Below are 21,045 nucleotides of genomic sequence, written 5' to 3'. Positions count from 1 at the left end.
GCCTCCATCGTGCCGCGCGGGGGCCCGTCGCGGGCGGCCCGCTTTGTCGAAGCCACCGCCCTACGATGGACAGAACGTCGAATCCCGAGGGAGCCGCCCGTGCCCGCGACCGTCCGCGATCTGCTCGCCGAGCCGGCCTTCCGCCTCCACGTCCTCGCGGGCGTGCACAACGAGGCGGCCCTCGACGCTCCACTGGTCTGGGCGCACTCCTCCGACCTCGTCGATCCGACGCCGTGGCTCGAGTCGGGGCAGCTGCTGCTCACCGACGGGGTGCACTTCGAGCAGGCTCCCGGGACGCAGGGCGCCGACTTCTCGGAGGCGTACGTCGCGCGCCTGCGCGGCCGGGGCATCCGCGCCCTCGGCTTCGCGACCGGCATCGTGCACGACGAGGTGCCCGCTCCCCTCGTCGCGGCCTGCGCGCGGCAGGGGCTGCCGCTGCTCGAGGTCGCCGATCTGACGCCGTTCATGGGGATCATCCGCTTCGTCGCGGACGTCATCTCGCGCGAGCAGCGCGAGCGACTGGAGTGGTCGCTGGAGGCGCAGCGCCGGGTCGCGCGGGCGGCGCTGCGCCCGGACGGCCTCGCGGCGATCCTCTCGGAGCTGGAGCGCCAGCTGGACTGCTGGGTCGCGCTCTACGACGCGGTCGGCCAGCGGGTGCACCTGCCGACCCGGCTCGACGTGCCGGAGGCGGCGGAGCGCTCGGTCGCCGCGGCCGTGCGCCAGGCGCTCGCGCGGGGCAGCCGCGCGGGGCTCCGCCTCGACGACGGCGGCGGCGTCACCCTGCAGACTCTCGGGCAGCGCGACCACCTGCGCGGGGTGCTCGCGGTCGGCACCGGCACTCCCCTGGATCCGGCCGGCAACGACCTGGTGGCGAGCGTCATCGGGCTCGCGAGCATCGCCCTCGAGCAGCGGCGCGCCCTCGACACCTCGCGGCGGCAGCTGCGCTCGGGTCTGCTCGAGCTGCTCGTCGCCGGGGCCTTCGACGTCGCGGCCCGCACAGCGCGGCAGCTCTGGGGCACGCTGCCCGCCGAGCCGGTCCGCGTGAGCGTGCTGAGCGAGCCGGTGCGCGGCGACTCGCTGCTCGACGAGCTGGAGGTGTTCGCGGAGGAGAACGGGGCGCGGCTGTTCTTCGCCGAGCGCGACGGAGCCCTCGTGGTGATCACGGGTGCGGAGGATCTGGCACTGATCGCGGGGGTGCTGGAGCGGCACACTGCACAGGCGGGGTCCTCGGCGCCGATCGCCTGGTCGGAGCTGGAGCGGGGGCTGGTGGAGGCGCGGCGCGCGGCCGACCGGGCGACGGCGGAGCATCCGCTGCTCCGCTTCGAGGACGTGTCGGCGCAGGGGATGCGCGGCCTGCTCACGGCGGCGGGTGCCGAGCCGCTCGCGCGGCGGCTGCTCGCGCCGCTGCTCAGCCCCGAGGGCGGCGTGCTGCTCGAGAGCGCCCGCGTCTGGCTCCGCTGCAACGGCGCCTGGGAGCCGGCCGCCCGCGAGCTCGGCGTGCACCGGCACACGCTGCGGAACCGCGTCACGGCGGTCGAGCGGGCGCTGGGTGTCGACCTGGATGACGTCGATGCTCGGACGGAGCTCTGGCTGGCGCTGTGCTTCTCGGCGCCGGTCTCCTCCTCCGTCGTCGATCGGCCGCGGTCGGCCGAGCGAGAGGGGGACGCCCCGCAGAGCGACGCACGTCCGCCCACGACGAATCGCTGACACGCGATTCGCCGGTTGCGCTCGACCTTGCGATGGTCGGTGTGCGGTGGCCCCGCGAGATGCCACTTATGAGCAGGACACGCCGTAGAAGTCGCTCATAAGTGGCATCTCGCGGCCCGGCTCAGTTCTGCGGGAAGCCGAGGTTGATGCCGCCGTGCGACGGGTCGAGCCAGCGCGAGGTGATGGCCTTCTGCTGCGTGAAGAACCGCACGCCCTCCGCGCCGTGGGCCTTCGTGTCGCCGAAGAGGGACGACTTCCAGCCGCCGAACGAGAACGTCGCCACCGGCACCGGGATCGGCACGTTGATGCCGATCATCCCGACCTCGACCTCGTTCTGGAAGCGCCGCGCGGCCCCGCCGTCGTTGGTGAAGATCGCGGTGCCGTTGCCGAAGGCGCCGTTGTTGATGAGCGCGACGCCCTCCTCGTAGGACTGCACCCGGACGATGGAGAGGACCGGTCCGAAGATCTCCTCGGTGTAGGCCTTCGAGGTGATCGGGACGTCGTCGAGCAGGGTCGGGCCGAGCCAGAAGCCGTTCTCGTCGCCGTCGACCTCGACGCCGCGGCCGTCGACGACCACCTTCGCGCCGTCCTCCTCCGCGATCGCGATGTAGGAGGCGACCTTGTCGCGGTGCGCCTCGGTGACCAGCGGTCCCATGTCGCAGCCGCGGCGGCCGTCGCCGACCCGCAGGGTCGCGGCGCGCTCCTGGATCTTCGCGATCAGCTCGTCCGCGACCGGCTCGACGGCGACGACGACCGAGATCGCCATGCAGCGCTCGCCCGCCGAACCGAAGCCGGCGTTGATGGCGGAGTCGGCGACGAGGTCGAGGTCCGCGTCGGGCAGCACGAGCATGTGGTTCTTCGCCCCGCCCAGGGCCTGCACGCGCTTGCCGTGCTTGGTGCCGGTCTCGTAGACGTACTGGGCGATCGGGGTGGAGCCGACGAAGGAGATCGACTTCACGTCCGGGTGCTCGAGGAGCCCGTCGACCGCGACCTTGTCCCCGTTCAGGACGGTGAAGACGCCGTCGGGGAGACCGGCCTCCTTCCAGAGGGCGCCGAGCCAGATCGCCGACGACGGGTCCTTCTCGGACGGCTTCACGACCACCGTGTTGCCGGCGGCGATCGCGATGGGGAAGAACCACATCGGCACCATCGCGGGGAAGTTGAAGGGGCTGATGATGCCGACGACGCCGAGCGGCTGCTTGACGGAGTAGACGTCGACGCCGGTCGACACCTGCTCGGAGTACTCGCCCTTCAGGTGGTGCGCGAGGCTGGTCGCGAACTCGACGACCTCCTGACCGCGGGTGATCTCGCCCATCGCGTCGGAGAGGACCTTGCCGTGCTCGGAGGTGATGATCTCGGCGAGCTCGCCCTTCTTGGCCTCGAGCAGCTCGCGGAACCTGAAGACGATCTGCTGGCGCTTCGCGAGCGAGGTGTCGCGCCAGGCGGGGAACGCGGCCTTGGCGGAGGCGACAGCCGCATCGATCTCGGCGGCGTCGGCCAGCGCGACCTCCTTGGTCGCGACACCGAGCGCGGGGTCGTAGACCGGCGCGGTGCGGCCGGACGACGACGGCGAGGCGGCGCCGTCGATCCAGTGGCCGACGGTGGACAGCGAGGTGGCGGGCGACTCGGCGATGCTCATGGGGTCGAGGGTAGGCGGGGACGGCGCGGACGCGGGGAGCGGATGTGTCCAGGCACCGGCACCTCGGATGGACGGAGCGGCACGGCGGGGGGATCTCGATACGGCCGCTCCGCGGCCTACTCGATCAGCAGGGAAGGCGGCGGCGCGGCCTCCGCCGCCGGCGCGAAGCGCGCCAGGGCCGCCGTGATGTTGTCCTGGCCGCCGCGCTCGTTGGCCCAGGCGACGAGCGCCTCCGCCAGCGCGACGGGGTCGTCGCCGACGCGGGCGACGGCGTCGTGCAGCACGGTCGCGAGATCGTCGGCGGGCGAGGCGTAGTTCCAGAGGCCGTCGGAGCAGACGAGCACCCAGCCGGGCTCGTCGAGCACGGTGGAGGCGAGGGTCGGCGACTCGTCGTGGGCGTCAGCACCCAGCCACTTGGTGATCGCGTGCGCGTCGGGCGCGGACTCGGCCTCGGTGCGGGGCACGCCCGAGGCGATCTGCTCCTGCGCCCAGGAGTCGTCGACGGTCAGCTGCCGGGCGGGGCCCGCGTCGGGGATCCAGTAGCTGCGGCTGTCGCCGACGTTGCCGGTGACCAGCAGCGCGCCGTCGAGGATCGCGGCGGTGAAGGTGCAGGAGGGCGGGTTGTCGCGCTTCTCGGGCACCGCGGCGTCGATCGCTCCGGAGGCGCGCGCGACCGCCATCTGCAGCAGCGCGCCCCAGCGCTCGGCGCCGTGCACCTCGCCACCGACCTCGCTGCGCAGCGCGCTCAGCGCGGCGCGGGCCGCGGCGAGGGAGGCGGTGTCGGAGTCGGGGGTCGAGGAGACGCCGTCGCAGACCACCAGCAGCGCGGTCCGCAGGCCGCCGTCCTCGCCGGCCGTCGCGCCGAGCGCCATCGCGTCCTCGTTGGCCGCGTGCCGGATACCGCGGTCGCAGACCCCGCCGACCAGCGGGTGCGGCGCCTCCGCCCAGTGCTCGCGCTCGGTCGGCGCGCGCTGACCGCACTGCTCGCAGTAGCCGTCGTCGGCGATCGCTCCCCCGCAGTGCAGGCAGGCGGTCGGCTCCTCCGACCCGGCGGCGGGCGGTGCGGCCGCGGCGGCCGGGACGATCAGCGTCGTCCCGCAGGCCTCGCAGAAGGCGTCCCCGGTGGAGACCGGCTCGCCGCAGTTCGGGCAGGGTGTCGACAGCTCGGCGCTCACGGAACTCTCCCCGCTCACGTCGCTCTCCCCGCTCACGTCGCTCTCCCCGCTCACGTCAGCGTCCAGCGGCGCACGGCGTTCGCCCGGTCGACGAGGCGCAGGCGCTCCTCCTTCTCGCGGGTGGCGGCCGCGAGCGAGCGGTAGGAGGTCTCGAGGCCGTCCCGGAGGGCGGGCTCGGTGGCGTCGATCCCGCCGATCGTCGCGCCCTCGGCGGGCCCGTCGCGGCGGACCAGCTCGAGCGCCGACTCCAGCACCCCCGTCGTCAGCTCGAGCCGGGTGCGCGCGTCGATCGCGACGGTGTCGACGCTGGCGAGCGCGGCGGAGAGTGCCGGCAGTCCGCGGCCGGAGCCGGCCAGCAGCTCGGCGCGGCGGCGGCGGGCGTCGACGTAGGAGGAGCGGGTCGGTGTGACGATGTCGAGCGCGTCGAGCGCGCCGTCGAGGTCGGCCCGGTGCTGCCGGACCCGGGCCAGGCCGAAGGCGGCGGGCGCGGTGTAGTTGGCGTCGGCGCGGGCGCAGATCACGTAGAGCGACTCCGCCACCTCGGGCTCGCCGCTCGACTCGCAGGCCGCGGCGAGCGCGAGCTTCGGCGCGAGCTCACCCGGCACCTGGCCGTAGACGGTGTTGAACGAGGCGCGGGCGCCGATGTCGTCGTGGCGGGCGAGCTGGGCCAGCCCGCTCATCCAGACCGCGCGCCACTCCCACGGGTCCTCGGTGAGGATCTCGCCGGTCGCACGGGCGACGTCCTCCCAGCGCTCGGCCTCGATCGCCGCGCGGGCGCGGGCGAGCCGCACCTCGACGGTGACGGTCGGCGCGAGCGCGAGGGCGCGCAGCCGGACGATCGGATCGGCGACGTTGACACCCGCGAGCCAGGCGCGGGCCGGGTCCGACTCGTCGGTCTTGAGCACGGGCAGCGCGTCCCAGGGCAGCGGGCGGTCGACCACGTCGGCGACGGGCGCCTCGAAGAGCGCCGACTCGGTCGAGTGCAGCGCGGGGTGCCCCGGCCCGCGGTCGGTCGCGACGACCTCGCGCAGCACGCCGAGCAGCTGCCCGCGCATCTCGTCGACGGTGGCGAACCGGTCCTGAGGGTCGGGCGCGCAGGCCTTCGCGACCAGCCGGTAGAACGAGTCGTACTTCTGGAACAGCGGCGTCTCGGACACCGGCGGCAGCGACGCGACGTAGGTGGTCTGGTTGCCGCGGAAGTCGAGGACGAGCGAGGCGATCGTCCGCCCGATCGTGTAGACGTCGGAGGCGATCGACGGCCCGAGCTCGGGCACCTCGGGCGCCTGGTAGCCGACGGTGCCGTAGATCGCCGACTCCTCGTCGTCGGCGCGGCGCACGCCGCCCAGGTCGATCAGCTTCACCTGGTCGCCGACCTGGATCATGTTGTCCGGCTTGAAGTCGCAGTAGAGCAGCCCGTGGTCGTGCAGATAGGCGAAGGCGGGCATCACCTCGAGGACGAAGGCGAGCGCCTGGTCGACGGGCAGCGGATCCGCGGAGCCGCCGTTCGCGTCGCGGCGCTCCTGCAGGATCTGCTTGAGGCTCGGCCCGCCGACGTACTCCATCACGATGTAGCCGGCGCCCTCGTGCAGGACGAAGTTGTAGATCTCGACGATCAGCGGGTGCTCGACCTCGGCGAGGTACTGCCGCTCCGTCACCGCCGCGGCGTACGCGTCCGGGTCGCCGGAGTTCAGCAGGCCCTTGAGCACGACCCAGCGGCCGGAGACGTTGCGGTCGCGGGCGAGGTAGATCCAGCCGAGACCGCCGTAGGCGAGGCAGCCGACGACCTCGTACTGGCCGCCGACGACGTCGCCCTTCGCGAGCTGCGGCGTGAAGCTGAACGGGGTGCGGCAGTTCGGGCAGAAGCCCTCGGTGCGGCCGGGCTTGCCGTCGCGGCCGCGGCCGACCGCGGTGCCGCAGTTGGAGCAGAAGCGCTTGCGCTCGGGGAGCACCGCCTCCTTCATCAGCGCGGCCATCGGATCGGCGGCGGGGCGCGAGGGGACGGTCGTCAGCCCGGCGCCGAGCCGCGGCCCGCGCAGGCGGGTGGAGGTGGTGCCGACGCGGCGGGTGGTCTTCGAGCCGGTCTGCGCCGTGCGGGCCGAGCCGAGCGCGGCGGTCGCGAGGCGGGCGGAGGAGGTGCGGCCGCTGCGGGCGGTGGCCGCCTCCTCGGTGCTCGATCCGACGGGGGCCTGCGCGTTCGGCGCGCCCTCGGCGAAGCCGGTGCCGAAGGCGGCGGAGGCGGTGGCCGGCGCGGGGCCGGCCGCGGGAGCGGGGCGGCGCGCGGTGGGAGCGGACACCGCGACGGCCGGCGCCTCCGCCGGCAGCCCGCAGACGTTGCAGTAGCCGTCCTCGATGACGCCGGTGCAGCCCGGGGTCGAGGTGCAGGGGTCGCCGTTCATGAGCTGGCCTTCCGGTGGTGCGAGGGAGACGGGGCGGTGGGCAGGTCGCGGGTGACCACGTCGTACTGCTCCACCAGGTGGCGGGCGAGCGGCACCGAGCAGGGCACCGCGTCGAGCGCGGCGCGGACCTCGGCGTCGGCCGCGACTCCGACGGGCGACGCGGCCCGGCCGTTGGCGGCGGCGCGCTCGCGCAGGGCCCGCAGCCGGAAGCCGAGGGCGGCCCGCTCGCGCAGCGGCGAGGTGTAGGCGGCCTCGACGGCGTCGAACGCCCGGCCGACGGCGGTGAGGCGGGCGAGGTGCGCGTCGAGCGCCTCCCGGCCGGTCGGCGGCTCGCCGAGGCGCGAGACGTCGGGCACCGCGAGGCGGGGCGGATCCGCGATCTCGCGGCGGCAGCGGGCGACGAGCTCGCGCAGCGGTGCCTCGCGCAGCTCCGCGGCGGCGGCCAGCTCGCGGGCGCGGACCCGGTCGTGCTCGAGTCCGCGGCGCTCGGAGGCGGCGATGATCAGGTCGCGCTCCAGCCGGGCGGAGTCGCTCTCCAGCTGGCCGAGCGGGCCGGAGACGTCGGCGCCGCGGCCGGCCTTCTCGGCGAGGGCGTCCAGCCGCGAGCGGAGCACCGCGACGCGCTGGGCGGCGGCCTGGTCGACGGTGCCGCGCGCGTCGCGGGTGAGGTCGCGGCAGCGCTCGATCTCGGCGCGCACCCCGACGATCCGGCCGGCGACGTCGGTGCCGCTCGGGTCGAGCTCGAGGCGCGACTTCAGCTGGCCGATGACGGCGTCGCAGAGCCGGACGGCCTCGACCAGCGAGACGGCGGCGCTCCCGCCCGAGCCGGAGGAGTCCAGCCGTCCCCAGATCAGCTGCGACATCCGCTCGCGCGCGACGGTGTCGACGCGGCCGGAGTCCCAGACGACCTCGAGCTCGGCCAGCCGCCGGGTCACGGACTCGCGCAGCGACTGCGCGAGGACGACGTCGGCGGTGTAGCTGTCGGCCTGCGGCGAGGCGAGCGCGGCGGCGTCGAGCCGCGAGAGCTCGCGGGTCGTCCGCTCCAGCCAGCGGCCGAGCTGAGCGAGGTAGTCGAAGAGCGCACGCTGCGGGATCGCCTCGCCCAGGCGCCCCGGAGCGACGGGCGTCCCCTCCGAGACGCCCGCCCCCGAGACCCCCTGCGCGCTCGTCCCGGCCGCCATCAGCGTCCGTACACGGCGGCGGGCGGCGTCGCCGTGCCGAGATCGCCGAGCCAGCGCTGGTAGATGCTCTGCCAGCGGCCGTCCGCGCGGATGCTCTCGAGCGCCGCGTTGACGAAGCGCACGTAGTCGGTGTCGCCGGCCGGCATCCCGAGGCCGTAGGGCTCGGAGCTGAGCTGGTCGCCGATCACCTTGGCGTAGGGGTCCTGCGCGACGAAGCCCGCGAGGATCGTGTCGTCCCCGGCGATCGCGTCGACGGAACCCTCCTGGAACTGCGCGAGGCACTGGGTGTGCGTGTCGGCGGCGACCGCCTGCAGATCGAGGTAGTCGCTCTCCAGCCGGCTGAGCGTGGTGGTGCTCCGCGGCGCGCAGACCCTCGCGCCGGCCAGCTCGTCGATGCTCTTGGCCGTGTTCTTCTCCGAGACGAGCACCTTGAGCCCCGCGGCGTAGTACTCGGAGGAGAAGGCGATGCTGCTCCAGCGGTCGCAGGTCATCGTCAGCGTGCGGGCGACCAGGTCGACCTGGGGGGTCGCGGCGTCGCCGCTGAGGGCGGGCAGGCGCTGGGCCGAGGTGATCACCACGAACTCGATCGCGGTCGGGTCGCCGAAGATCGCGCCGGCGATCTCGCGGGCGATGTCGATGTCGAAGCCCTCGATCTCGCCGGTCAGCGGGTTGCGGGAGGACATCAGCAGAGTGTCGGCGGAGACGCCGACACGGAGCTTCCCGTGGTCCCGGATCTGCGCGAGGCGGGGGCTGTCGGTGACGCCGGTCGGCGCGTAGGAGGTGACCGCCGACGGCGAGCACTCGGCCGTGGCCGGAGCGGCGGTCGACGGCGCGGACGCCGTGGGGGTCGGCGTGGTCGCCTCGGTGATGCTGCCGAGGTCGCTCGCGCCGCTGGTGCAGCCGGAGACGGCGAGCACGGTGCCGAGCAGGAGCGCGACGGCGCCCGTGCGCAGGGTGCTGAGGCGGGTCATCGGTACTCCTCCAGTCGCTGCGCGACGCCGCGCCAGGCGAGCAGGGCGCCCACCAGTCCGGCGGCGAGCAGGATCCAGGAGGCGATCGAGGCGGTCGCGCTCCCGTCGTCGAGCTCGGTGCGGGTCGTGGTCGTGTCGTCGACGATCGCCGTGCGCGCGTCGTTCGCGAAAGCGGTGAACGCGCCGTTGGCGGTGCCGTCCCCGGTGGCGGTGGCGAGGTCCACCGCGTCGTCCCAGTTCCCGCCGTCGTCCTGATCGCGGATCGCCGCGTGCAGATCGAGCCACGCGTTCAGCTCCGTCAGCAGCGCCCCGTCGACGATGCCGTCGTCGACCCCGGCCTGCAGACGGTCGCCCGCGTCCTTCGCCGCCGCCTGGAACTCCGCCTCGAGGGCCGCTCCCGAGCCGCGCTTGATCAGCGTGAAGCTCTCCAGCGACTTCGCGTCGCTCGCCGCGGTGAGCGCTTGCGAGACGACGAGCGTCGCCTGGTACGGCTCGGCGCGCACCGCCGCCGCACGCCCCGCGATCGAGCCGAGCACGAGCGCGCCGCCGATCCCGGCCAGCAGCAGCAGCCCGGTGGCGGTGGCGAGCGGGCGGTTGAGGTAGCGGTGCGTCCTGCGCGCCAGCCAGACCTGCGCCGCGATGAGCAGGAGCAGCATCGCGAGCGAGCCGATCAGCAGCAGCACGCTGAAGCGCACGGTGTCGTAGGCGGCGGCGACGCGGTCCGCTCCGCGGGTGACCAGCCCGTTGAGATCCGTGAGGATCCCCTTCTCGGCATCGGTCAGCTGCGCCGAGGCCTGGTCGAGGTACGCGGAGCCGACCGGGAAGCCCTGCCGGTTGTTGGCGCGGGCCTGCTCGATCAGTCCGCTGTAGGTGGTCAGCTTGGTGGCGACCTTCGCGAGGGTCTCGGCGTCGTCGGGCTGCGTGGAGGCGAGCCGGGCGATCCGCGAGGACGCGCCGGCGAGGTTGTCCACGTAGGTCTGCCGTTGCTCCGCGGGTTCGAGTCCGCCGACCAGGAAGGTGTTCGCCGCGATCGCGTTGGCGTCGACGAGCAGGTTCCGCACGTCCTGCACGCCGATCAGCTGGGCGGCCTGCTCGCGGGCCTCCTGCGCGGCGCGCGCCTGCAGCGACGCGGCCTGCTGAGCGAAGACACCGAACAGCACGGCGGCGAGCGCCGTCAGCACCAGCAGCAGGCGGAGGGTGCGCGGAGTGGTCGAGGTCGCGCGGGCGAGGAGGTTCGGCCGCCGAGCGGCCGGCGCAGTCTGCGCGGGTGCGGGCGGAGCCGGCGGCGCGGCAGTGGCGATGCTCATGCGATCTCCTCGGTCGATGCGTCGGTCTCGGACTCCGCTGCCGGGGACTCCGCGTCCGGCAGCTCCGCCTCCACGACGTCCTCCGCCTCCAGGGTCCGCAGCTCGTCGAGCGTCGGCTCCTCGGTGTCGCGCAGGCGCCAGGCGTGACGCGCGATGGCCGCGTCGAGCACGTTGCGCACCCAGCGCCCGTTGCCGAACGCCTCGGTGCGCTCCTGCGCCGCGGCGACGTCGGCGAAGGCGGCGACCGCCTCCTCCGTCGGGGTGAAATCGGCGGCGGCGGCGAGGCGCGCGAAGATCGCGGACAGCTCCTCGTCGCTGTAGTCCGCGAAGTCGATGGTGGTGGAGAAGCGGCTCGCGAGCCCGGGGTTGGTGTCGAGGAAGCCCTGCATCGGCCCGGAGTAGCCCGCGACGATGACGACCAGGTCGCCGCGGTGGTCCTCCATGTCCTTGACCAGGGTGGTCACCGCCTCCGCGCCGTACTGGTCGAGCGCGAGCGCGTAGGCCTCGTCGATGAAGAGCACGCCGCCGCGGGCCGAGGCGATCACCTCGGCGGTCTTCATCGAGGTCTGGCCGAGGTAGCCGGCCACCAGCTCCGAGCGGTCCACCTCGACGAGCACGCCCTTCGAGAGGATGCCGAGCGAGCGGTAGATCCGCGAGACGAGCCGCGCGACGGTGGTCTTGCCGGTGCCGGGGTTGCCGGTGAAGACGAGGTGCCGGGTGAGCGTCGGCGTGGTCAGCCCCGCGGCCTGGCGCAGGGTGTCGATCCGGAGCAGCTGGGTCTGCCGCTTGATCTCGCTCTTCACCCGGTCGAGGCCGATCAGCGCGTCGAGCTCGGCGAGCAGGTCCTCGATCGCCTCGGGCGGCTCGACCGGCTCGGGCTCGGCTTCCGGCGCGGGAGAGGCGGGCGGCGCGGCGGCGACCGGCCCCGGCTCGTCCTGCGGCCCGTCGTGCTCGGTCCGCCGCAGCCGCGCGAGGATCTCGTCGACGCCGGGGACTCCGGCGGGAAGGTCGCGCGGGAGTTCGGGCGCGGAGGAGCCGGCCGGCGAAGCCGCCGCTCCCTGCACCGCCCCCAGCTGCGCCGCCGCCGTCGCCGACGCCGCCGCGATCCCGCCGATGCCCGGCTCCCCCAGCGCGCTCGCCGCGGACACGACCTCGGTCAGCGCCCGCGCGTACGCCCCGGCCTGCTCCGAGCGCGCCGCGACCAGCCCTGCGAGCAGGTCGGTCGGCGAGCTGCGCCAGCGCCGCGCGCTCGACGCCGCGGTGAAGAACGCCTCGAGGCCGCCGGTCGTGCCGGTCTCGGCGAGCCAGTCCTGCCCGGCCCCGGTGATCGACTCGGCGACCGCGGCAGCGAGCCGGGCGCCCTCGGCGCGCACGGCGGCGCCGTCGAGCCCGGCCGCGGATCCGACCAGGACGAGCGCGTCGAGCGACGCCGGCAGCGTGCTCACGAGGCGCTCGGCGGGGTCAGCGAGCCGGGGGCGGTGGGCGTCGTCGGAGCGGCCGGCGCGTCGAGCCCGCTCGACAGCGACGACTCCGTGAACTTCTCGGCGAGGAACTGCCCGTGCGCTATCAGCGCCGAGGCGTCCTGCCGCGAGACGGCGTCGGAGATCCGGTCGAGGGTGCCCCCGAGCAGGTCGAGCTGGTCGCAGAGGATCATCAGCGAGGTCTTCCCCTTGTAGACAGCGCGGCGGTCGGCGAAGTCGCGCGGCAGGCGCAGATAGCCCTCGACCGCCTCGGGCAGGTAGCTGGTGGCCGTCGCGACGACGGTGTGGCCCTGCCGGCTCATCCCGCCGAGGCGGTCCAGGCGCGGCACCATCTCGCGCACGGTCTCGTCGACCCGGCGGATGCGGGCCGCGACGATCGCCGGGACCTTGCCCGCGGTCTCCGCCGCGACCCGGTCGAGCGCCGCGAGGATGTCGTCGCTGGACGGCACGCGCGGGAGTGCGGGCGCGGTCTCCTCCGGCACCGGGTCGGTGCCGCCGAACAGGCGGGAGAGCCAGCCCATCGGCTAGCGGCCGAGATCGAGCGAGGAGGCCGCGTCGATGTCGGAGTTGCTGCGCCGGGCCCGCTCGACGTACTCGCCGGCCTTCGCGGTCTCGACCTGGAGCACGCCGACGGTCTGCGCCATGCTGTCGAGCGCCTTGATCTTGAAGTCCGAGATCGAGTCCATGGTCTGGTAGATGTTCGCGAACGCGGCCTGCAGCTGCGGGAGCCCGACCGTCGCCGACGCCGCCTGCGACTGGATGCTCGCGGACTGCTCGGCGAGCATCCGCGAGGTCGCCTCGATCATGTTCGAGGTCGTGGTGTTGAGCGCGGTGATCTGGTCGAGCACCAGGCGCTGGTTGGCGAGCGCCTGCGCGACGATGACCGCCGTGCGCAGCGCCGACACGGTCGTCGTGGTCGCGCGGTCGACGCCCTTGATCAGCTCGACGTTGTTCTTGATCACGACGTCGATCGCGAGGTAGCCCTGGATCGAGACGGCCAGTTGGGTCAGCAGGTCCTGGTGCTTCTGCCGCGCGTAGAAGAGGACGTCCTCGCGCAGCGCCCGGGCGCGGTCCGGGTCGGTCGCGTCGAGCTCGGCGATCTTCGCCGACAGCTTCACGTCGAGGCGCTCCGCGACGTAGATGTACTCGTTGAGGCGCGTCATCGTGTCCCAGAGGTTCTGCTTCTCCAGGTTGAGCGCCGCGTTGTCCTTCCGCAGCTCGTCCTGGCCGTCGTAGAGCGCCTGGATGATCGCGTTGAGGTGCGACTGCGCGCTCTCGTAGCGGCGGAAGTAGTCGGTGATCTTGTTGCCGAAGGGGATGAAGCCGAGGATCTTCTTCTGGATGTTGTCCTCGGAGGGGTCGAGGTCCTCGACCGTGCGGCGCAGCTCCAGCAGTGTCTTGCCGATGGTCGAGCCCTCGGAGAGCCCGCCCTCCTGCAGCGCCCGGACGGGCGTCTTCAGCAGTCGGTTCGAGGAGTCGGCGGCCGAGCGGATGTCGGCGTCGCCCATCGTGCGGATGTCGTTGGCCTTCGCCGCGAACTCGGGGCTGCGCGCCTCCGCGGACATCAGCGACGCGAGGTAGCCGTCGACCTTCGCCTCGAGCCCGGGCAGCGCCTGCTCGGGCACCTTCGGCGCGATCGACGGCGCCGAGGTGGTCGCGACGGCGGCGACGGGCTCGGGCGGCGTGAGCGAGAGGGCGTTCTGGGGCGGCTGCAGGGCCTCGGTCATCGGGGGATCCTCACCGTAACGGGCGCGCACCGTGACCGGCGCTCGGCGCCGACTGGACGAACGTGGCCCCAGCATATCGCCGGGGAGTGAGCGCTCCCTCAGACTCCCGCGGGCCGCCGCCGGAGCGTGGCGACCGCGACTCCGGCCAGCGCGATCGCGCCGCCGATCAGCGCGGCGGCCGGCGGGGTCTCGGCGAGCAGGAGCCAGGACAGCAGCACCACGACGGCCGGGACCGCGTAGGTGGTGGCGGCGGTGCGGCCGGCGCTGGAGCGGGAGAGGACGTAGCCCCAGGTGGTGAAGGCGACGGCCGTCGGGAAGACGCCGAGGTAGACGACGGCGGCGATCGAGGAGGCGGGCGCGGCCTGCAGCGAGGCGAGCAGCTCCGGGGCGAACGGCAGGCAGGCGACGGTCGCGGCCAGGCAGCCGATCCAGGTCATCGTCATCGCGTCGACGTGCCCGAGCAGGCGCTTCTGCAGCGTCGCGGCGCTGCCGTAGAGGACCGCTGCGGCGAGGCCGAGGACGACGCCGATCACGTCGAACTGCCCGGAGGAGGTCGAGAACGCGATCACCGCGACTCCGGCGAGCGCCACCGCCATGCCGCCGAGCAGCCACCGGGGGAAGCCCTCGCCGAGGAGGAGGCCCGCGAGGACCGCGTTGATCATCGGCGCGATGTTGACCAGGAGCGCCGCGGTGCCGGCGTCGACGTGCCGCTCGGCCGCGTTGAGCGCGAGGTTGTAGACGCCGAACCAGGCGACGCCCCAGACGAGCACGAGCAGGAGGATCCGGCCGCGCGGCACCCGGCTGCGCTCCGGCCGGTCGCCGCGGCGGCGCGCCGTGATCACGAGGCGCACCACCGTCAGCGCGATCGAGCCGACGACGATCCGGCCGAGGGTGAGCGTGCCTGGGCCGAAGTCGTCCGCGGCGAAGCGGATCCCGACGAAGGCCGAGGCCCAGAGCAGCACCGTCACCGCGATCGCCGACCAGAGCAGGACCGCGTCGCGGCGGCTCGGGGCGGCGGTGGTGCGGGAGGGCGCGGTGCTCGTCATGGACTCATCGTGGCGGGGCGGCGGGCGTCAGCACCAGTCCACGGTTCTACCGGATCGTGCAGTGCGGCTTCATGGTCGCTAGGGTCGGCGCATGCTCGACGTCCAGCGCCTCCGCGTCCTCCGCGCCGTCGTCGCGGCCGGTTCGATCGTCGGCGCCGCGTCGTCGCTCGGCTACACGCCCTCGGCGATCAGTCAGCACCTCGCCGCGCTGCAGCGCGAGACCGGGCTGACCCTGCTCGAGCGGGTCGGTCGCGGGGTCCGGCCGACCGCCGCGGGCCGCACCCTCGCCGAGCAGGCCGACCGGGTGCTGGAGCGGCTCGGCGAGGCGGAGGCGGTCGTCGCCGACCTGCGCGCGGGCCGGGCCGGGCGACTCTCCATGACCTACTTCGCCTCCGTCGGCAGCGCATGGATGCCCGAGGTCGCGCGGCGGCTGATCGCCGGCTTCCCGCAGCTGGCACTCGATCTGCGCCTGGGCGAGGAGGTGGCGGAGGACCCGGCGGAGCGGCCGGACGTGCAGCTGCTGGTCGCCGAGCCGGGCGGGTCGGCGGACTCCCCCGGGTTCACGGCGCACCATCTGATCGACGACCCGTACCTCGCCGTGCTGGACCGGTCGCATCCGCTCGCCGGGCGCGCCGAGATCGAGCTGGCCGAGATCGCAGGCGACCGCTGGGTCGACAACGACCTGCCGACCGGCTGGTGCCGCCGGACCCTCGTCGACGCCTGCGCGGCGGCGGGGTTCACGCCGCGCTTCCACGTGCAGGCGAACGATCACGTGACGGCGGTCGCCTTCGTGGCGGCGGGGATGGGGCTCACGGTGCTGCCGGCGCTGGCCGCCCAGCCCCTGCCGGCCGGGCTCGTGGCGGTGCCGCTGGTGCGGCCGCGCCCGCTGCGGTCGATCCACGCGGTGGTGCGCGGGTCGGTGGCGTCGTCCGCGCCGGTGCGCGTCGCGGTCGCGGCGCTGGTGGAGCTCGCGGGAGCCGGCTCCGGGCGGTGAATCGCGCCGCGGATGCCGCGGGGCGCGCCGATACTGCGCTGCACAGGCCGGTTCGCAGCAGCGGGGAGCACGATGGCCGCGTGACCTCCGTCGAATCCGTGACCCGCTCCGCGCCCGCGCTCGGCGGGCCGCGCATCCTCCGCCAGCGCTGGACCGAGGCCGCCTTCCTGCACTGGCGCGTCGACCCGGCGCTGGTCGCGCCGCACCTGCCGCCCGGAGTGCGCCCGGACGAGCACGACGGCGCCTCCTGGGTGGGCCTCATCCCGTTCCGGCTGTCGCGGACGGCGTTCCTCGGCGGGCCGCGCGTGCCGTGGCTGGGGACCTTCCCCGAGGTGAACGTGCGGCTCTACTCGATCGACCGGCACGGGCGACGCGGGGTCGTCTTCGTCTCGCTCGAGGCCTCGCACCTGCTCCCGGTGCTGACCGCGCAGGCCGTCTTCGGCCTGCCGTACCGCTGGGCGCGGATGGGGATCGAGCACCGCCACGGAGCGGTCATCTACACGACCGAGCGGATCGGCGATCCCGCCGCGCGCTCGCGGATCGTGGTGCGGCCGACCCCCGGCACCGACGCCTCAGAGGACCCGATCGGCGGCTTCCTGACCTCGCGCTGGGCCTATCACGAGCGACACCTCGGCTCGACCTGGTACGGCCGCAACCTGCATCGGCCGTGGCCGCTGCAGCGGGCGGAGCTGCTCGCGCTCGACGACGGGCTGCTCGAGGTCGCGGGCTTCCCGGGGCTGGCGACGCGGACACCGGACTCGGTGCTGTACTCCCCGGGCGTGGAGACGGTGTTCACGGTGCCGCGGCGGGTGTGACAGGACGTTCGCGCTCCGAGGCCGTGACTCCCTAGGTCGCCTCGGCAGAGCGAGGAGCGGGTGGGCACTCCTCCACAGGGACGACTTCGGCGAGTTCTCCGACGATCCGTCGGAGGAGGCGACCGTGCGTCGGTGGTCTCTGGAACCGTTCTCGTATGGTTCAGAACGAGGACGGGGAGCGACCCCACGAAGGGCGCGCGGGCGCGGATGCTGCGCTCGCCTCGGCGGTCGATGCGGTGTGCGCGGCTGATCCGCTCCGGGCGCGAGCGGAGGCGCAGCGTGCCGAGCTGGTCGAGCGCGCCCGGCTCGCGGCGGCGGCCTCGTACGAGGTGCTCGTCGATCCGCTGGTGCGCAGCCGCGCGGAACGGCGGGAGGCGGCGCAGCGGGCGCTCGTCGCCGAACTCGCCACCGCGCTGCGGATGTCGGAGGCGCACGTCTCCGGGCTGATCGAGGAGAGCCGGCTGCTCGTCAACGAGCTCCCGCTGACCCTCGCCGCGCTCCGCGAGGGTCTGATCTCGCCCGAGCACGCGCGGGTGATCCTCCGCGCCGCCGCCGAGCTGCCGCCCGAGGTGCGCGGGCGCCTCGACGAGGAGGCCGCCGTGGTCGCGGCCGACCGCACTCCCCCGCAGCTGCAGCGTCGCCTCCGGACTCTGCGGGAGCGACTGCATCCCGAGTCGACGACCGAGCGCCACCGGCGCTGCGCCGCGCGGCGAGACGTCCGGCTCGACGACGGGAGCGACGGCATGGCCACCCTGCTCCTGCACCTCCCCGCCCCCGAGGCGCACGGCGCCTTCGACCGCATCGACCGCGCGGCGCGCTCCCTGCGCGAGCTGCCCGGCGAGAAGCGGACGATCGGGCAGCTGCGGGCGGACGTCGGAGCAGCGCTCCTCATCGACGGCGAGACCGACGGCGCCGAGCGGCGCTCGACCGGCACCGCCGTCCCCGTCGGGATCCGGCCGCGGGTCGCGGTCACCGTGCCCGTCCTCACGCTCCTCGGCCGCTCCGACGAGCCCGGCACCCTCGAGGGCTACGGGCCGATCAACCCCGAGACCGCGCGCCGGCTCGCGGCCGATGCGCCCTCCTTCACGCGGATCCTCACCCATCCGGAGAGCGGCGCTGTGCTCTCCGTGGGACGCACCTCGTACCGGGTGCCCGCCGATCTGCGGCGCCACCTGCTGCACCGCGACGAGACCTGCCGCTTCCCCGGCTGCACGCGCGCGGCCTCCGCGGGTGACGTCGACCACGGCGTCGAGTGGCAGCACGGCGGCCGCACCGACGCCGACAACCTCGCCCACCTCTGCCGCCACCACCACCGGCTCCGGCACACCAGCACCTGGCAGGTCGAGCACCGGGCCGCCGGAGTCCTGCACTGGACGAGCCCGACCGGCAGGCGGCACGTCACCCGTCCCGCGCGCACCGGGCCGCCGAGAGGCCGTGCGGCACCGGTCGGGCAACCGGACGCCGTGAAGGACGAGCCACCGCCGTTCTGAGGTCGGCCGGGTGTCGATGCGAGGATCGGAAGGGGGACGTCTTCAGCGAGAGAACGGGATCGGGGGCACAGATGATCGCTTCTTCGACGCGCCTGATCGAGGTCGTACGCGAGGGCTGGGAGGTGGAGTGCTGCGGCGCGCCGTTCGCGGTAGGTGACCGTCTCACGTGGTTGCTTCTGAGCTACCCGCCTCGACCGACGGGTCCGGCCCGCTACGCGGAGGAGCACCACCAGGCCCTGCCCAACGCACTCACGGTGACCGGGGTCGTGCGCGAGATCGTCGACGAGACGGTGCTCGGCAGCATCCCGGCGATCGGTGAGAGCGGCGTCCTCGTCCCCGACCCCTCCCGGCGGAGGCTGCGGCGACTCCCGTCCTGGGACCGCTCCACCGGCGGCGCGAGGCTGCGTGTCGCCCTCGAGATCGACGCGGACGCCGAGCTCCCGCCGCCGTGGGAGCCGCCGGAGTCCACCCCCGACACTCGGACGCCGGACCCGGAGGTCGTCGCCGCTCTGCACGCGCTGCTCGTCCGCCTCCACGACGCGTGGCGCGGCCGGATCGGCATCCGGTCCGCCGACCGCGGCAGGAAGGCGAGCATCGTCCCGCACACCGCGGGCGCCGGCGAACTGCACTGGGCACTCGGGCCCGAGCACCTCGTCGTGAACCTCGGCGACGACCGCGTGATCCTGTCCGGCGATCTCGAGGGCGTCGCCCGGCTCGAGGTCCTCGCCGACGAGGTCGCCCGCGGTGTCGCCCGTCAGGACCCGCCGATCACGAGTCAAGGGGTCCTGCTGATGCCCGCGCGCAGGCGTAGGGTTCCCACTTCGGCCTGGTGAGACACTCGGCTCCCGCACTCGGCTTCCACGACCAGCAGAGGACGAACCACATGCCCACGACACCGACCGCCGTGCTCTTCGACATCGACGGCACGCTCGCCGACACCAACTTCCTGCACGTGGAGGCGTGGTCGCGCGCCTTCTGGCAGGCGGACCTCGACGTCGCGACCTGGCGGATCCAGCGGGCGATCGGCGCCGACTCGTCGGAGCTGCTCGACCTGCTCCTCGAGGACGACGTCGACGACGACGCGCGCACCCTCGTGAAGGGCCTGCACGCGAAGAACTACGCCGAGGCGTCCGCTCGGATCGCACTCCTGCCCGGAGCGCGCGAGCTGATCCGGGCGCTCGCCGGACAGGGCGTCCGCATCGTGCTGGCGACCTCCGCGCCGCAGAACGAGCTGGAGATCCTGCTCGACGTCCTCGACCTCGGCGACGCGGTGCACGCGGTGACGAGCGGCGAGGACGTCGAGACCGCGAAGCCGTCGCCCGATGTGATCAGCATCGCGCTCGAGCGCGCCGGCGTCTCGATCGATCGCGCGATCATGATCGGCGACGCGACCTGGGACATCCTCGCCGCCGAGCGGGCCGGCCTCGCGACGGTCGCGGTGCAGTCGGGCGGCACCGGCGAGCACGAGCTGCGCGAGGCCGGGGCCGTCGCGGTCTACGAGGACGCCGCGGCGATCCTCGCGGACCTCGAGGGCGGACCGCTGGCGAGCCTCCTGCGCTGACCCCGGGAGGAGAGCAGGGAGGCCCGCCCCGTGGTCAGCTCTTCGGACGCCTCCGCAGCACGAGCAGCGTGATGCCGATCGCCGCGACGACGGCGACGAGCGCGCCGCCGATCCAGAGCACGTCGCCGAGCAGCGCCGGGTCGGACCCGGTCGCCGCCTCGGCCTCGTCAGCGGACGGCGCCGAGGCGTCGGACACCGCGACGGTGCCGTTGCAGTCGGGGACCGACTCCGATCCCTCGGCGAGGGCGACGTCCGCTCCCGGCTGCCAGTCGAAGCCGTACTGCCCGGAGACGGGGTGCCCGTCGGTCGAGACGACCTGCCAGGTCACCTCGTAGGCACCGGCCGCGCCCAGCTCGAGCGGCATCGACGCCTCCGGTCCGACGACGCTGACGCAGCCGTCGCCGTAGTAGAGCCCGTCCGGCCCGACGACGCGCAGGGCCGCCGCGGCGCCGTCGTTGCCGAGGACCAGCAGGTCGTCATTGGTCGTCAGAGCGAGCGTGCCGGGCTGCTCGGTCACCGTCGAGTCGACGGCGGGCGTCGTCGAGACGAGGTAGTTGTGGGCGCTGGCGGGCGCCGCCACCGCGACCGAGCCGATCAGCCCGATCGCGGCGGCGGCGAGGACGAGGCGTCCGCCCTTCCGGTGGGCGACCGTCACGCGGACGCCTTCGGGCTGCGGCGACGCGAGGCGAGACCGAAGGCGACGCCGACGGCACCCAGGACGAGTCCGCCGACGCCGAGGACGCGCGCGAGCACGTCGTCGCTCTGGCCGGCCGCGGTGGTGGCGGAGGCGGTGGTCGCGACCGCGTCGTCACCGTCGCCGTCGTCGTCGTGGTGGCCGGAGCCCTCCATCGCCGCGGTCACGGCGACGGTCGGCGCGGGCAGCTCCGGCTCGTCCTCGCCCTCGACGGTGGGCTGGTCCCAGGCGGTCGAGCCGGTCTCGCAGGTCTGCAGCACCGGGAACTCGAGGGTCGAGCCGGCCGCGTCCTCCGGCAGCTGCAGCTGCAGCGAGACGGTGTCGCGGTAGCCGTCCGCGAGCGCGGTCTTCGCGGTGTAGACGACGTCGGAGACGCGCTGGGTCGCGGTGTTCCCGTGCGAGTCGGTCACCGGGTCGGCGATCTCGACCTCGTTCTTCACGACGTCCCAGTTGGGGTTCACGGTCGGGCTGACCGAGTTGATCCCCTCGGGGATGGTGATGCTGAGGCCGGTCGTCGGCGAGCCCTCGCAGCCGTGGGCGAGCGAGAAGGTGACGACCGTGTACGAGCCGGCGGCCGTGCTCGAGGCCGCGGCGGTGACGTGCGCGCTCGCGGCCGTCGGAGCGGCCAGCGCGAGGGCGACGGAGCCCGCGGCGACGAGCGCACCGCCGCCGACGAGGCGGACGCGGGAGGAGAAGGCGGAGGCAGAGGAGGAGGTGCGGGTGGTGGTCATGATCGTGAGGAGTCCTAGCGGGAGTCGGCGCAGCCGCGAGAGGGCGGCACCGAGAAGGGTGAGGGCGCAGCGCGGGATCGCGGTGCGCGCGGGCTCACCGGCGGACATGGCCCACTCGAGCGGGCGGGAC

18 protein-coding genes are annotated in these 21,045 nt (G+C 74.2%); 6 read left to right on the top strand and 12 right to left on the bottom strand.

From position 1 onward, the window contains the following. Positions 1-99: 99 nt before the first annotated feature. Positions 100-1,707, top strand: coding sequence for a PucR family transcriptional regulator (locus tag MT355_RS17190; RefSeq protein ID WP_243600487.1), 1,608 nt, complete (start codon positions 100-102; stop codon positions 1,705-1,707). A gap of 121 nt (positions 1,708-1,828) precedes the next feature. Here MT355_RS17190 and MT355_RS17185 read toward each other — a convergent pair whose 3' ends face one another. The 10 genes from MT355_RS17185 to MT355_RS17140 all read right to left on the bottom strand — a co-directional run bounded on the left by MT355_RS17185 (position 1,829) and on the right by MT355_RS17140 (position 14,630). Then, on the bottom strand, positions 1,829-3,346 hold the full coding sequence (locus MT355_RS17185) for a CoA-acylating methylmalonate-semialdehyde dehydrogenase (RefSeq protein WP_279392520.1): 1,518 nt from the start codon (positions 3,344-3,346) through the stop codon (positions 1,829-1,831). Between the two features lie 116 nt (positions 3,347-3,462). Continuing rightward, a complete protein-coding gene (locus tag MT355_RS17180) occupies positions 3,463-4,521 on the bottom strand; it encodes a PP2C family serine/threonine-protein phosphatase (protein ID WP_243600486.1) in 1,059 nt (352 codons plus the stop codon). A gap of 50 nt (positions 4,522-4,571) precedes the next feature. Then, positions 4,572-6,917: a serine/threonine-protein kinase gene (locus tag MT355_RS17175; RefSeq protein ID WP_243600485.1), complete on the bottom strand. Its 2,346-nt coding sequence runs from the start codon at positions 6,915-6,917 to the stop codon at positions 4,572-4,574. Further along, entirely contained in the window at positions 6,914-8,098 is a 1,185-nt protein-coding gene (locus tag MT355_RS17170; RefSeq protein WP_243600484.1) for a hypothetical protein, read from the bottom strand. Before MT355_RS17170 ends, MT355_RS17175 begins: the two co-directional genes overlap by 4 nt. Further along, positions 8,098-9,069, bottom strand: coding sequence for a glutamate ABC transporter substrate-binding protein (locus MT355_RS17165; protein WP_243600483.1), 972 nt, complete (start codon positions 9,067-9,069; stop codon positions 8,098-8,100). The genes MT355_RS17170 and MT355_RS17165 overlap by 1 nt, the downstream gene beginning before the upstream one ends. Then, entirely contained in the window at positions 9,066-10,376 is a 1,311-nt protein-coding gene (locus tag MT355_RS17160) for a hypothetical protein (RefSeq protein WP_243600482.1), read from the bottom strand. The genes MT355_RS17165 and MT355_RS17160 overlap by 4 nt, the downstream gene beginning before the upstream one ends. Next, positions 10,373-11,821, bottom strand: coding sequence for an AAA family ATPase (locus MT355_RS17155; protein WP_243600481.1), 1,449 nt, complete (start codon positions 11,819-11,821; stop codon positions 10,373-10,375). Before MT355_RS17155 ends, MT355_RS17160 begins: the two co-directional genes overlap by 4 nt. Further along, positions 11,818-12,378: a hypothetical protein gene (locus tag MT355_RS17150; protein WP_185038661.1), complete on the bottom strand. Its 561-nt coding sequence runs from the start codon at positions 12,376-12,378 to the stop codon at positions 11,818-11,820. Before MT355_RS17150 ends, MT355_RS17155 begins: the two co-directional genes overlap by 4 nt. Positions 12,379-12,381: 3 nt before the next feature. After that, the gene (locus tag MT355_RS17145) at positions 12,382-13,584 is read right to left on the bottom strand and encodes a toxic anion resistance protein (RefSeq protein WP_123444926.1); all 1,203 of its coding nucleotides are present in this window, start codon (positions 13,582-13,584) and stop codon (positions 12,382-12,384) included. Positions 13,585-13,682: 98 nt separating this feature from the next. After that, the gene (locus MT355_RS17140; protein ID WP_243600480.1) at positions 13,683-14,630 is read right to left on the bottom strand and encodes a DMT family transporter; all 948 of its coding nucleotides are present in this window, start codon (positions 14,628-14,630) and stop codon (positions 13,683-13,685) included. A 91-nt stretch (positions 14,631-14,721) separates the two neighbouring features. Here MT355_RS17140 and MT355_RS17135 point away from each other — a divergent pair, with 91 nt between their 5' ends. The 5 genes from MT355_RS17135 to MT355_RS17115 all read left to right on the top strand — a co-directional run bounded on the left by MT355_RS17135 (position 14,722) and on the right by MT355_RS17115 (position 19,490). Next, complete coding sequence (locus MT355_RS17135; RefSeq protein WP_243600479.1) at positions 14,722-15,624, top strand: LysR family transcriptional regulator; 903 nt, start codon at positions 14,722-14,724, stop codon at positions 15,622-15,624. An 80-nt stretch (positions 15,625-15,704) separates the two neighbouring features. After that, positions 15,705-16,439 carry a YqjF family protein gene (locus MT355_RS17130; RefSeq protein ID WP_243600478.1) on the top strand — a complete coding sequence of 245 codons (735 nt, stop codon included), beginning with the start codon at positions 15,705-15,707 and terminating at the stop codon, positions 16,437-16,439. A gap of 155 nt (positions 16,440-16,594) precedes the next feature. After that, a complete protein-coding gene (locus tag MT355_RS17125) occupies positions 16,595-17,929 on the top strand; it encodes an HNH endonuclease signature motif containing protein (RefSeq protein WP_243600477.1) in 1,335 nt (444 codons plus the stop codon). Positions 17,930-18,000: 71 nt separating this feature from the next. Continuing rightward, the gene (locus MT355_RS17120) at positions 18,001-18,762 is read left to right on the top strand and encodes a DUF6578 domain-containing protein (RefSeq protein WP_243600476.1); all 762 of its coding nucleotides are present in this window, start codon (positions 18,001-18,003) and stop codon (positions 18,760-18,762) included. 50 nt (positions 18,763-18,812) lie between these two features. After that, positions 18,813-19,490: an HAD family hydrolase gene (locus MT355_RS17115; protein ID WP_243600475.1), complete on the top strand. Its 678-nt coding sequence runs from the start codon at positions 18,813-18,815 to the stop codon at positions 19,488-19,490. A 34-nt stretch (positions 19,491-19,524) separates the two neighbouring features. Here MT355_RS17115 and MT355_RS17110 read toward each other — a convergent pair whose 3' ends face one another. Together MT355_RS17110 and MT355_RS17105 are read right to left on the bottom strand one after the other, a co-directional pair. Then, entirely contained in the window at positions 19,525-20,145 is a 621-nt protein-coding gene (locus MT355_RS17110) for a copper resistance CopC family protein (RefSeq protein ID WP_243600474.1), read from the bottom strand. Continuing rightward, positions 20,142-21,023 carry a YcnI family protein gene (locus MT355_RS17105; RefSeq protein WP_243600473.1) on the bottom strand — a complete coding sequence of 294 codons (882 nt, stop codon included), beginning with the start codon at positions 21,021-21,023 and terminating at the stop codon, positions 20,142-20,144. The genes MT355_RS17110 and MT355_RS17105 overlap by 4 nt, the downstream gene beginning before the upstream one ends. Positions 21,024-21,045 lie beyond the last annotated feature (22 nt).

Source organism: Rathayibacter sp. VKM Ac-2929 (genome assembly GCF_022815495.1).
Classification (GTDB): Bacteria; Actinomycetota; Actinomycetes; order Actinomycetales; family Microbacteriaceae; genus Rathayibacter; species Rathayibacter festucae.
The sequence above is the reverse complement of the archived record's forward strand: the minus strand, read 5'-3'. Positions and strand labels throughout refer to the sequence as shown.